The 12,477-nt window shown below is 71.7% G+C and carries 11 protein-coding genes; 7 read left to right on the top strand and 4 right to left on the bottom strand.

The features are described from left to right. The first annotated feature begins 4 nt into the window (after positions 1 to 4). The 6 genes from LL648_RS23125 to LL648_RS23100 all read left to right on the top strand — a co-directional run bounded on the left by LL648_RS23125 (position 5) and on the right by LL648_RS23100 (position 6,842). Complete coding sequence (locus LL648_RS23125) at positions 5 to 724, top strand: GntR family transcriptional regulator (RefSeq protein WP_232664773.1); 720 nt, start codon at positions 5 to 7, stop codon at positions 722 to 724. 102 nt (positions 725 to 826) lie between these two features. Further along, positions 827 to 2,146 (top strand): sugar ABC transporter substrate-binding protein, encoded by a 1,320-nt coding sequence (locus tag LL648_RS23120; RefSeq protein WP_232664772.1) that lies wholly within the window; start codon positions 827 to 829, stop codon positions 2,144 to 2,146. Next, complete coding sequence (locus tag LL648_RS23115) at positions 2,143 to 3,117, top strand: carbohydrate ABC transporter permease (RefSeq protein ID WP_232664771.1); 975 nt, start codon at positions 2,143 to 2,145, stop codon at positions 3,115 to 3,117. Before LL648_RS23120 ends, LL648_RS23115 begins: the two co-directional genes overlap by 4 nt. Next, positions 3,114 to 3,929 carry a carbohydrate ABC transporter permease gene (locus LL648_RS23110; protein ID WP_232664770.1) on the top strand — a complete coding sequence of 272 codons (816 nt, stop codon included), beginning with the start codon at positions 3,114 to 3,116 and terminating at the stop codon, positions 3,927 to 3,929. Before LL648_RS23115 ends, LL648_RS23110 begins: the two co-directional genes overlap by 4 nt. Continuing rightward, positions 3,926 to 5,374 (top strand): glycoside hydrolase family 3 protein, encoded by a 1,449-nt coding sequence (locus LL648_RS23105; RefSeq protein WP_232664769.1) that lies wholly within the window; start codon positions 3,926 to 3,928, stop codon positions 5,372 to 5,374. The genes LL648_RS23110 and LL648_RS23105 overlap by 4 nt, the downstream gene beginning before the upstream one ends. Before the next feature lie 370 nt (positions 5,375 to 5,744). Then, positions 5,745 to 6,842 carry a S1C family serine protease gene (locus LL648_RS23100; protein ID WP_232664768.1) on the top strand — a complete coding sequence of 366 codons (1,098 nt, stop codon included), beginning with the start codon at positions 5,745 to 5,747 and terminating at the stop codon, positions 6,840 to 6,842. Between the two features lie 455 nt (positions 6,843 to 7,297). On the opposite strand, the gene LL648_RS23095 is transcribed toward LL648_RS23100, so the two are convergent. Continuing rightward, positions 7,298 to 8,449, bottom strand: a complete 1,152-nt coding sequence (locus LL648_RS23095; protein WP_232664767.1) for a CaiB/BaiF CoA transferase family protein — start codon at positions 8,447 to 8,449, stop codon at positions 7,298 to 7,300. A 7-nt stretch (positions 8,450 to 8,456) separates the two neighbouring features. Beyond that, the gene (locus LL648_RS23090; RefSeq protein WP_232664766.1) at positions 8,457 to 9,605 is read right to left on the bottom strand and encodes a thiolase family protein; all 1,149 of its coding nucleotides are present in this window, start codon (positions 9,603 to 9,605) and stop codon (positions 8,457 to 8,459) included. Positions 9,606 to 9,709: 104 nt separating this feature from the next. Between LL648_RS23090 and LL648_RS23085 the strand changes: the two genes are divergently transcribed. Next, complete coding sequence (locus LL648_RS23085; protein WP_232664765.1) at positions 9,710 to 10,474, top strand: crotonase/enoyl-CoA hydratase family protein; 765 nt, start codon at positions 9,710 to 9,712, stop codon at positions 10,472 to 10,474. A gap of 3 nt (positions 10,475 to 10,477) precedes the next feature. On the opposite strand, the gene LL648_RS23080 is transcribed toward LL648_RS23085, so the two are convergent. Both LL648_RS23080 and LL648_RS23075 read right to left on the bottom strand, forming a co-directional pair. Continuing rightward, positions 10,478 to 11,887 (bottom strand): MFS transporter, encoded by a 1,410-nt coding sequence (locus tag LL648_RS23080; protein ID WP_232664764.1) that lies wholly within the window; start codon positions 11,885 to 11,887, stop codon positions 10,478 to 10,480. 72 nt (positions 11,888 to 11,959) lie between these two features. Continuing rightward, positions 11,960 to 12,442 (bottom strand): MarR family winged helix-turn-helix transcriptional regulator, encoded by a 483-nt coding sequence (locus LL648_RS23075; RefSeq protein ID WP_232664763.1) that lies wholly within the window; start codon positions 12,440 to 12,442, stop codon positions 11,960 to 11,962. Positions 12,443 to 12,477: the final 35 nt, after the last annotated feature.

Raw genomic sequence — 12,477 nt, 5'->3', positions numbered from 1 at the left:
GCCCATGACGGCGAGCACGACGGAGACCGACAAGCAGCGTTGGTTGCGCGCTCGACTCGGCGAGCTGATCGCCGCCATGGCCCCCGGCGAGCCCCTCCCAGCCGAGCGCGACCTCGCCCGCGAGCTGGGCGTCGCCCGCATGACGCTGCGCCGCGCGGTCGACGGGATGATCGCCGAATCGCTGCTGGTCCGCAGGCAGGGCGCCGGTACGTTCGTCGCTCCGGCGAAGGTCGCGCACCGCCTCGCCGCGAACTCGTTCTCCGCCGACATGCGCGCCCGAGGCCTGCACCCGGGCAGCCGCACGCTCTCGACCAGTGTGATGCCGGCGGGCGTCATGCTGGCCGCACTGCTGGAGGTGGCGCCGGGCGCGCAGATCCTGCACGTCCGACGCTTGCGGCTGGCCGACGGCGAGCCGATGGCCGTCGAGGACCTGCACGTCCCGGTGGAGCTGGTACCCGGCCTCACCGGCGACGACCTGGAGAACCGCTCGTACTACGAGCTGCTCGCGCAGCGCTTCGGACACCGCATCGCCTCCGGCACCCAGACCGCGGAAGCCGCCCTGACCAGCCCGGACGACGCCGCGGCGCTCGGCATCGAGGCCGGCACCCCTGCGTTCTGCTTCGAGCGCACGTGCCGGGTCGAGGACGGCCGGGTGGCGGAGTTCGTCCGTTCGGTCTATCGGGGCGACCGCTACCGGATCATGGTCGACATCTTCCCTTCCTGAGGGTTTGCCCGAACCTTGACGTAGCCCCGCCCGGTTGGTCTAGTCTTCGCCGGACTAGACCTCTGGTCTTAATGAGCGGTCTGCCGAGAGGGGATCCCCCGCATGTCGAGAACGGGCTCACGAGGGGTGCGGCGCATCGGCGTCGCGGTGTTGGCCGCGGCGGCGCTCGCCGTCGCCGGCTGCAGCAGCGGCGGCGGTGATCAGGCGCCGGCCGGCGGAGGCCCGGTGAACGGCGCCGGCCAGACCCTCCGGATGTGGATCATGGAGGGCACCAACCCCGACCCCAAGCCGTACGTCGACGAGCTCTCGGCGGCGTTCGAGAAGCAGACCGGCGCGAAGCTCGAGGTCGAGTTCCTCCAGTGGAAGACCGGCCACGACAAGTTCACGACCGCGATCGCCGGCGGCACGACACCGGACGTCGCCGAGGTCGGCACCACCTGGCTGAGCGAGTTCGGCACGGCAGGCGCGTTCGCCGATCTGACGCAGCGGGTCGAGAGCGCCGGGCTCGGCGACGGCCTGGTCAAGGGCCTCGAGGAGGCCGGCCGCATCGACGGCTCGCTCTACGGCCTGCCCTGGTACGCGGGGGTGCGCTCGGTCGTCTACCGCAAGGACGTCTTCGCCGAGCTCGGCATCAACCCGCCGACCACATGGGCCGAGATCGTCGCCGCCGGCCAGAAGATCAAGGCCGCGAAGCCGGACATGCTGCCGTTCCCGATCGCGGGCGACAACGAGTTCGCCGTCTACCCGTTCGTCTGGGCCGCCGGCGGTGACATCGCCACCAAGAACGGCGACAAGTGGGTCGCGGCGCTCGACACGCCGCAGGCCCGCGCCGGCATCCAGTTCTACGCCGACCTCGCCCTCAAGAACGGCTTCTCCACCCCGGCCGCGGCGACGTGGCGGGAGACCGACCTGCGCGACGCGTTCACCAAGGGCCAGGCCGCGATGATCATCTCGGGCAACTGGACGCCGAAGGCGCTGGTCGAGGCCGCTCCGGAGCTCCAAGGCAAGATCGGGGCCTTCTCGCTGCCCGGCGAGAACGGCGGGCTCGCGCCGGCCGTGCTCGGCGGCTCGCTGCTCTCGGTCTTCGAGGGCAGCAAGAACCAGGACCTCGCGTGGGAGCTGGTCAAGCTGATGGGCACCGGCGAGTTCGCGGAGAAGTGGAGCACGTCGTCGGGCTACTTCCCCGGCACCACCGCGCTGCTGCAGCAGGCGGCGCAGTCCACCGACCCGCTGGTCGCGCCGTTCGCGAAGCAGATGGTCGACGCGGGCCGCGCCGTCCCCGTCTCGCCCGCCTTCGGCCAGATCCAGGCCAAGAAGACGGTCGCGACGATGATGCGGTCGATCCTGACCGGCGAGCAAACGGTCGAGCAGGCCACAACGGCGGCGACCGCCGAGATGAACACCCTCTTCAGCAGCTCGTGACCACCGTCGCGAACCGCTCGAAGGCGGGCCGGGCCGGGGATGCTCCCCCGGCCCGGCCCACCCGGCGCCGCACCCGGCCCGGCACGGGCACTTCCCGGCCGTGGCTGCTGCTCCTGCCGGCGCTCGTCGTCATGGCGGGGCTCCTGCTCTGGCCGATGGTGCAGGTCGTGCTGCTCTCGCTGCAGAACTTCGGGCTGCGCGAGCTGGTCACGGGACGCACCCGCTGGATCGGGCTCGACAACTACACGGCACTGCTGAGCGATCCCAACCTCTGGCAGATCGTCCTGCCCAACACGGTGGTCTTCGCGATCGTCGCCGTGCTGGCGACGGTTGTGGTCGGCACGCTCGTCGCGTTGCTGCTCAACCGGCTGGGCACGGTGTCGCGGGGCCTGGTGACCACCGCGATCCTGGTCGCGTGGGCGCTGCCGGCGGTCACCGGCACCTACGTGTGGGTCTTCCTCTTCACCCCGGGCGACGGCATCGCCGTGCAGGCGCTCGACGCGATCGGCCTCCTCGACGCCACGACGGCGAACCCGTTCGCCGATCGCGTCTCGTTCTACGTGATCGCGCTGCTCAACGTGGTGCACCACGGCTTCCCGTTCGTCGCGCTGACCGTGCTCGCCGGGCTGATGACCATCCCGAACGAGCTGAACGAGGCCGCGGTGATCGACGGCGCGGGCGCGTGGCGCCGGTTCTGGTCGCTGACGTTCCCCACGCTGCGCCCGGTGTTCGCCGTGGTCACGGTGCTCTCGACGATCTGGGACTTCAAGGTGTTCACCCAGATCTACCTCATGCCCGGCGGCGACGGGGTCAACCGCAGCGTGCTCAACCTGGGCACGTGGTCGTACGTGGAGTCGTTCGCGCAGAACAAGTACGGGCTCGGCGCGGCCATCGCGGTGCTGCTGACCGTCGTGCTGCTCGTGATCACGATGGGCTACCTGAGGCTGCTGTTCAAGGAGGACGAGCTGTGAGGGCCGGCAGTTTCGGCAAGGGCGTCGGCGTTGCGGCCGTGCTGCTGTTCACGCTGTTCCCGGTGTGGTTGATGATCTCCACCGCGCTGAACGGGCGGGCGAACGCGGGGTCGCGCACGTTCCTGCCGGAGGAGTGGACGCTCGCCAACTTCGCGTTCGTGTTCGGCGAGGGCGGCTTCGGCCGGTACCTGCTCAACTCGCTCATCGTCGCGATGGGGACCGTGCTCGCCGGTGCGCTGCTGGCGCTGCTCGCTGCCGTCGCGGTGGCCAGGTTCCGGTTCCGGTTCCGCACGTCGGTGCTCGTGATGATCCTGATCATCCAGATGGTGCCGATCGAGGCGCTGGTCATCCCGCTGTTCATCCAGGCGAAGAGCCTGCAGCTGCTGAACACGCTGATCGGGCTGGTCGTGGTCTACCTGGCGTTCTCGCTGCCGTTCGCGATCTGGACGATGCGCGGGTTCGTCGCCGCCGTGCCCGTCGAGCTGGAGGAGGCCGCGTACCTCGACGGCGCGTCGTGGGGGCGGATGTTCCGCTCGGTGCTGCTGCCGCTCGTTGCGCCCGGGCTCGTGGCGACCAGCGTGTTCTCGTTCATCACGGCTTGGAACGAGTTCATCTTCGCCCTGACGTTCATGTCGCAGGAGACCAACTACACCGCGGCGGTCGGCCTGCGCGGCTTCTTCGGACAGCACGCGACCGACTGGGGCGCGGTGATGGCGGCATCGACCATCATCACGGTGCCGGTGATGATCTTCTTTGTGATCGCGCAGCGGCGGCTCACGTCAGGGCTGGTCGCGGGGGCGGTCAAGGGATGACCTCGACCGATCCCGCGCTCGTGCGGCTGGCCGAGGGGGTGCTGCTGCCGGGCTTCACCGGCACGACGGTGCCCGGCTGGCTGGCCCGGGCGATCGACCGCGGGCTCGCCGGCGTCTGCGTGTTCGCGCCGAACGTCGACGCCGAGTTCGGCGAGCTCACGCGCACGCTGCACGGGCTGCGCGACGGGTTCGTCGTCGCATCCGACGAGGAGGGCGGCACCGTCACCCGCCTCGAACAGGCGAGCGGCTCGTCGTGGCCGAGCGCCGCCGCGCTGGGCAGGCTCGACGACGTCGCCGCGACGGAGGCCGTGGCCGCCGGCATCGGGCACATGTGCCGGGCCGCGGGGATCGACCTCGCGCTCGCCCCGGTCGCCGACGTCAACGCCGAGCCGGACAACCCCGTGATCGGCATCCGCTCGTTCGGCGCCACGCCGGAGCTGGTCGGCTGGCACACCGCGGCGTTCGTGCGGGGGCTGCAGGGCGCCGGGGTGGCGGCGAGCGCCAAGCACTTCCCGGGGCACGGCTCGACCACCGTCGACTCGCACCGCGCACTGCCCACGGTCGACGCCGACGCCACGACGCTGCGGGAACGCGACATCGCGCCGTTCGCCGCTGCCGTCGAGGCCGGGGTGCGCAGCGTGCTCACCGCACACGTCCGCTTCCCCGCGATCGACGCCGGCGCGCCCGCAACGATGAGCCCGGCGCTGCTGGGCATCCTCCGCTCGGAGCTCGGCTTCGACGGCGTCGTGATCAGCGACGCGCTCGACATGCACGCCATCGCGCACGGGGTCGGCCGCGGGCCGGGCGGGGTCGCCGCGCTCGCCGCCGGCGTCGACCTGCTCTGCACGGGCAACCCGTCGTTCCCGCACCCGTACGACGACGAGCAGGGCTATCACGAGGTGCGCGACGCCGTCGTGGCCGCGCTCGCCGACGGCACGCTCTCACGCGACCGGGTCGCGGACGCCGGGCGTCGGGTCGCGGAGATGGCGGCGTGGGTGGCGACCCGGTCGGCCGGTGTTGCGCCACCTGCTGGCGCGGGGCTCGACGCGGCGCGGCGGGTGCTCGATGTTCTCGGGGACGTGCGGATCGGGCGCGGAGCCCACGTCCTCGACCTGACGTCCGGGCCGGGTATCGCGGCGGGGAAGCACGATACCCGGCTCGTGACGGCGCTCGCGCGGCTCGACACGGGCGTGACCTCGACGGCTGTCGCCGAGCTCGCCGATGTCGACGCGGCGCTCGCCGTCGCCGCGGGGCGGCCGGTGGTCGGCGTGGTCGACGGGCCGCGGCCGGTCGTCGACGCCGTGCGGGCCTCACGGCCGGACGCCGTGCTCGTCCACGTCGGGCTGCCGGACGCCAGGTGGGTGCCGTCCGCGCCGTCCGTGACGGTGTGGGGCGACGGGATGGTGCATGCGCAAGCGGCCGCGGAGGTCCTGACCCGCCCGTAGTTTCCAGACCGCATTCCCAGCCAGCACTCAGCTGGTTCCCAGACTCCGGGCGCAACTTGGAGTCATGAGCGACGAGCAGAGGGAGCTGGGCCGGGACGCAAGCGCCTCGACCGTCGGCACCGATCAGCAGCACGAGCAGCACCGCATTCCGGCCTTCGCGGGGGCACCTGCACCCGACGCGCCGGAGGCAACCCCTAGCCGAACGCCGTTCGCGCCCTATCCTGGCGGGTACCAGAACCCCGGGCCGGCGGCTCCCCCCGCCGCCGGCCCGGCCTGGTCGGCAGGCGGCCCGCCGAACGGTGGTTGGCCCCCCGACCGGACATACGCACCACCGCAGCAGCCGCGGGCGCCGCGCACGATGAAAGGGATCGTGGCGGCTGCCCTCATCGCCGGCGTCATCGGCGGTGGCGCCGGGTTCGGCGGCGCGTACGCGCTGCTCGGCAACGGCAGCGGTAACCCGCAGCTCACGGCGGCTCCCGGGTCGTCGAGCTCCGCGAGCCTCGTGCCGGGGTCGGTGGCCGCCGCCGCGGCGAAGGCCACGCCGAGCACCGTCGACATCAGGGTCGCGCTGAACGGCGGCGCGGCGGAGGGCAGCGGCGTCGTCCTCACCGCCGACGGCAACGTGCTCACCAACAACCACGTCGTCGCCGGCTCGACGGGCGACATCACCGTCACGCTCGCGGACGGCAGCACGCACAGCGCACGGGTCGTCGGCACCTCGCCGAGCTACGACCTGGCCGTCATCAAGATCGAGGGGGCGTCCGGGCTCACCCCCGCGGCGCTCGGCCAGAGCGCGGGTCTGCAGGTCGGGCAGCCGGTCGTCGCGATCGGCTCGCCGCAGGGCCTCACCGGCACCGTCACCACCGGCATCGTGAGCGCGTTCAACCGGACCGTCCAGGTGCAGGGCGAGGACGGCCAGGCCGTCGTCTACAACGGGCTGCAGACGGACACGCCGATCAACCCCGGCAACTCCGGTGGCCCGCTGGTGAACCTCGACGGGCAGGTGGTCGGCATCAACTCCGCCATCGCTTCGCAGGGCAGCACCGGCCTCGGCTTCTCGATCCCGATCGACCAGGCGCGCCGGATCGCGCAGGAGATCATGGACACGGGCACGGCCACCAAGCCCGTGCTGGGCGTGACCGGGCGGTCGACGTCGACCGGGACGGGCGGCGCGGGCGCGCAGCTCGCGACCGTGCAGGAGGGCTCGCCCGCGGCGCAGGCCGGACTGGTGGCAGGCGACGTCATCACGAAGGTCGGCGACGCGACGATCGAGGATTTCGCCGACCTCATCGCCCGCATCGGCTCCTACGCCCCCGGCCAGCAGATCAGCCTCACCGTCGGCAGCGGCAGCACCACCCGCACCGTCCAGGTCACGCTCGGCAGCCAGCCCGACCGCGCGGCCACCACCACCGGCGGGCAGACCCCGTCGTCCACACCGTTCGGCGGCAGCAGCCCCTTCGGGAACTGACTGACGCCCTGCCTGCCAGAGCCGCGACGGAGATCAGGCCGTCGCGGCTCCGGCACGTCCAGCCGAGTCGACACCCCAAGCACGGCGAGTCCCCCGTTTCAACACGCGAGTCCCACGTCCCAGCGGGCGAGTCTCACGTCCCACCGCGCGAGTCCCACGTCCCAGCGGGCGAGTCCCACGTTTCCGCGCGCGAATGCCACATTTCCGCGCGCGAGTCCCACGCCCCAGCGGTCAGTCGACACCTCCAGCACGGTGAGTCGACACTTGCAGCACGGTGCGCCACCGCGCCAGGACGTGCGATCCGCCGTGCCAGAGGTGGCGACTCACCGTGCCAGAGGTGGCGACTCACCGTGCCAGAAGTGACAACTCACCGTGCCAAAAGTGACAACTCACCGTGCCGGAGGTGGCGACTCACCGTGCCAAGAGCGGCGACTCACCGCTCCCGAACGCGCGACTCATTGGTCCTGGAGCCAGGCGCGGACGGCGTCGCCGTCGGCGCCCAGGGCCGGTGGTTTGCGGCGATAGGAGGGTGGGGTGGCGGAGTAGCTGACGGGGTTGCGGATGCTGGGTACGCCGTCGGGCTCGACAACGGGGTCGAGGCCGAGCTTGCCGGCCAGTTCGATGCCCTTGTCGATGGTGTTGATCGGGCCGCACGGCACCCCGGCCGCGCTGAGCACGTCGAACCACTCCTGCGCCGAGCGCGTCGCGAGCCGTTCCAGAAGCAGCGGGCGCAGCTGGTCGCGGTTGGCGTTGCGGTCGGCCATCGATCCGAAGCGCGGGTCGTCGAGCAGCTCGGGCGCGCCGATGGCGGTCGCGAGTTTGCGGAACTGCCCGTCGTTGGCCGCGATGACGATCAGGTCTCCGTCGCCGGTCGGCAGCGGCTCGTACGGGAACAGGCTCAGGTGCGCGTTGCCCATCCGCCCCGGCACGACGCCGCCCGCCAGGTACGCCGACGTCTGGTTGACCAGCCCGGACAGGGCCGCCGAGAGTAGGTTCGTCTCGACGTGCTGACCCTCGCCGGTGATCTCGCGGTGCCGCAGCGCCGCGAGGATCGCGACCGCGGCGTGCAGGCCCGTGATCACGTCGAAGACGGCGACCCCGGCCCGCAACGGAGGCCCGTCGGCCTCCCCGGTCAGGCTCATCAGCCCGGACGTCGCCTGCACGAGCAGGTCGTACCCCGGCAGCGCCGCCCCCTCGGCCGGCCCGAACCCGCTGATGGAGCAGTAGACGACGCCGGGATTCGTCTCCGCGACCGATGGGTGGTCGAGCCCGAAACGCACCAGCCCGCCCGGCTTGAAGTTCTCGATCATGACGTCGGCCTGCGCCGCGAGCGTGCGCGCGACGTCGAGGTCGCCGGGATCACGCAGGTCGAGCACGATCGAGTGCTTGTTCCGATTGATCGACAGGTAGTACGTGGCCGTGCCGTCATCAGCGCGTGGCGGCGTCCAGGTGCGGGTGTCGTCGCCGGTCCCCGGCCCCTCGACCTTGATCACGGTGGCGCCTAGGTCGGCGAGCAGCATGGTCGCGTACGGGCCGGCGAGGATGCGGGAGAAGTCGGCGACGACCACCCCGGCCAGCGGTCCGGTGGCCGGCGTGGTGTCGAGCATGCCCCGATTACAGCAGTTCGAGGATGGTGGCGTTCGCCTGGCCGCCGCCTTCGCACATCGTCTGCAGGCCGTACCGGATGCCGTTGTCGCGCATGTGGTGCACCAGCGTGGTCGCGAGCCGCGCCCCGGAGCCGCCGAGCGGGTGGCCGAGCGCGATCGCACCGCCGTTGGGGTTGAGCGCCTTCGCGTCGGCCCCGAGCTCGGCCAGCCACGCCAGCGGCACCGGCGCGAAGGCCTCGTTGACCTCGAAGGCCCCGATCTCGTCGATCCCGAGGCCGCTCTTGGCCAGCGCCTTCTGCGTCGCCGGGATGGGCGCGGTCAGCATGATCACCGGGTCGGCCCCGGCCAGCACGGCGGTGTGCACGCGGGCGATCGGCGTGAGCCCCAGCTCACGTGCCTTCTCCGACGTCATCATCAGCAGCGCGGCCGAGCCGTCCGAGATCTGCGACGAGTTGCCGGCGGTGATCGCCCCGCCCTCCGGCTTGAAGACGGTCTTCAGCCCGGCGAGCGTCTCCACGCTGGTGCCGCGGCGGACGCCTTCGTCCTTGCTGACGACGGTGCCGTCGGGGGTCGTGACGGGCGCGATCTGGGCGTCGAAGCGACCCTCGTCCTGCGCCGCGGCGGCCTTCTCGTGCGAGCCGACGGAGAACTCGTCGACCTGCGTGCGCGAGAGGCCCCACCGCTCGACGATCATCTCGGCGCCGACGCCCTGGTTGGGCCGCACGCCGCCGTAGCGGGCCGCGAACTCCGGCCCCAACGGGTCGGCGCCCTGCGACGACGCCCCCATCGGCACGCGGCTCATCGACTCGACGCCGCCAGCGACCACGACGTCGTACTGTCCCGCGATCAGCCCGGCCGCCGCGAAGTGCAGCGACTGCTGGCTGGAGCCGCACTGGCGGTCGATGGTCACGCCGGTGACGGTCTCGGGCCACCCGGCCGCGAGCACGGCGTTGCGCCCGATGTCGAAGGTCTGCTCGCCGACCTGCGAGACGCAACCCCAGATCACGTCGTCGACGACGGCGGGGTCGACGCCGGTGCGCTCCGCGAGCGCCTTCAGCACGTGCGCCGAGAGGCTGACCGGGTGCACTCCCGACAGCCCGCCATTTCGCTTCCCGACGGGCGTCCGGACGGCTTCCACGATCACGGCATCTCGCATGACGAACTCCTCCGCTGCAGTTCCAGTCAGTGCTGCCTGTTTCAGGATAGGCTCGGATCGTGGCCGACAGCGCAGCGAGCCACGTCACACTTCGAGGAGGCCATGTGTCCGACGAGGTCCTGACCGAGCGCCACGGCGCCGTGCTGGTGATCACCATGAACCGGCCGCAAGCGCGCAACGCCATCAACGGGGCGTTGGCCCACGGAGTCGCCGAAGCGCTGGACGAGCTCGACGGCAACAACGAGATCAGCGTCGGCATCCTCGCCGGCGCCGGTGGGACGTTCAGCGCGGGCATGGACCTCAAGGCCTTCCTCGTCGGCGAGGTCCCCAGCCTCCCCGGCCGCGGGCTCGCGGGGATCACCATCGCGCCGCCGCAGAAGCCGATCATCGCGGCCGTCGAGGGGTACGCGCTGGCCGGTGGCTGCGAGGTCGCGCTGGCCTGCGACATGATCATCGCGTCGCGCGAGGCGAAGTTCGGACTGCCCGAGGCCAAACGTTCGCTCGTCGCGGGCGCGGGCGGGCTGTTCCGGCTGCCGCAGCGCATCCCGCGGGCGCTCGCGATGGAGTACGCGCTCACCGGCGAGTTCTTCAGCGCGGAGGACGCCCACCGCTGGGGAATGGTGAACCGGCTGACCGAGCCGGGTGACGCGCTCACCGCCGCGGTCGCGCTGGCCACCAAGATCACCGAGAGCGGGCCGCTCGCGATCCGGGCGACCAAGAAGATCATTACGGAGTCCCCCGACTGGCCCGCCGACGAGCGGTGGTCGCGCCAGAACGCGATCATGGGGCCGGTGTTCGCCTCGGCCGACGCCAAGGAGGGCGCCACCGCGTTCGCGGAGAAGCGCCCTCCCGTCTGGCGAGGCGAGTGACCGCTACCGCCGGCGCAGCAGCCCGACCGTCAGCCCGACGGAGGCCAGCACCAGCACGGTGCTGATGGCGAAGGCCAGCTGGAAGCCACCGGCGAGCGCCGGGAGCTCGGCGACCCCGCCGGCCCGCAACCCCGCGGTGTGCGCCGCCGCGATCGCGGCCAGCACGGCGATGCCGAGCGCCGCGCCGACCTGCTGGCTGGTGTTCGCCAGCCCGGACGCGAGCCCGGCATTGCCCGGCGTCGCGTCGGCCATCATCACGGTGCTGACCGCAGGGAGCGTGAGCCCGCCGCCGATGCCGAGCAGGATCATCGACGGCAGCACGCCGACGACGTATCCACTGGTGGAGGGCCCGAACGCCAGCAGGCCGAGGCCGAGCACGAGCACCGCCTCACCGACGATCAGCACGCGGCCGGGCCTGAACCGCCCGATCAGCGGGCCCGCGATGCCGATCGAGACCACGGCGATGACGACCGGCACGGGCAGCAGCGCGAGCCCGGCCTGTCCCGGCGTGAAGCCCAGCGCCTGCTGCAGGAACAGCGCGGCGGTGAACTGGAAGCCCATCATCCCGGCGACGAAGAGCAGCTGGACGACGTTCCCGACGGACACCCCACGCGACCGGAAGATCGACAGGTCCACGAGCGGCTCGGCGATGCGTCGCTGCCGGATCACGAACCCGACGAGCAACAGCACGGCGAGCACGCCAGTGGCGACCCGGAACGCGAGCCCCGACTCGTCGACGATCGTGTAGACCGCGAGCACGAGCCCGGCCGTCACCAGCACCCCGCCGAGCACGTCCGGCCGCGCGCCGGTGGGCGCCCCGCCATCACGCTGCACAACCCACATCGCGAGCACGACGGCCACAACCCCGATCGGCACGTTGACCAGGAAGATCCACCGCCAGCCGACGGTCTCCGTGAGCAGCCCGCCGAGGATCACCCCGGCCGAGGCGCCGGCAGCGCCGACGAACGAGTAGACGCCCATCGCCTTCGCCCGCTCGACCGGCTCAGGGAAGAGCTCCACGATCATGCCGAGCACAACGGCCGAGGCCATCGCAGCCGCAACACCCTGGACGAACCGGGCGCCGATCAGCATCTCGGGGCTGATCGCGAGCCCGCACAGCAGCGAGGCGAGCACGAAGAGCGTCAGGCCCGTGACGAGCATCCGGCGGCGGCCGAGCAGGTCGCCGAGGCGGCCGGCGAGCAGCAGCAGCCCACCGAGCGGCACGAGGTAGGCGTTCACCGTCCAGGCCAACCCGGTCGCCGTGAAGCCGAGGCTCTCCTGGATCGCCGGAAGCGCGACGCTGACGATCGTGCCGTCGAGAATGATCATGAGCATGCCGCCGCAGAGCACGGCGAGCGCGAGCCAGCGCGACCTCGCGGCCCGCGGGGCGGCCTGCTGGGTGGGTACAGCCATCGGAACCTCCTGGTGAGAACTACCAAGAAGGACCGTATCAGATAGTTCTGTTCGGAACTATCCCGAGTTTTACTAGACCGTGCGGGACGACTTCGTCGGCGCTGCTGCAGTGTCCGATAGCGGCCCGCCCACGCCGACCAGCCGCACCATGGCGTCGAGGAAGGTCTCGCGCAGCGCGTCCGGCAGGACGGAGAGCACCTCGTCGAAAACCTGTTTCGTGATCGCCTGCGCCTTCACGGCCAGCTCGGCGCCCTCGCTCGTCGCCTCGACGATCCGGGCCCGGCGATCGTGCGGCGAGGGCGTCCGCCGGGCGAGGCCCGCGTTCTCGAGCTTGTCCATGGTCACGACCATGGTCGTCTTGTCGAGCAAGGCGATCTCGGCGATCTCGCCCTGCGTGAGGTGGCCGGGAACGGCCTTCGACAGCACGCAGTACTCCCTCGCGGTGAGCCCCACCTCGGCCAGCGCCGCCGCAACCCGCGCGGCGAGGCGCTGGCTGCCCTTGTCGAACAGGAAGCTCAGGTCGCCGCGGATCTCCTCGTCAGGCCGCATGTCCATTAGGTCAGGATACCAACTGTTCAGAGCGGGATCGT

Source organism: Pseudonocardia sp. TRM90224, from assembly GCF_021245725.1.
Lineage (GTDB): Bacteria > Actinomycetota > Actinomycetes > Mycobacteriales > Pseudonocardiaceae > Pseudonocardia.
The sequence above is the reverse complement of the archived record's forward strand: the minus strand, read 5'-3'. Positions and strand labels throughout refer to the sequence as shown.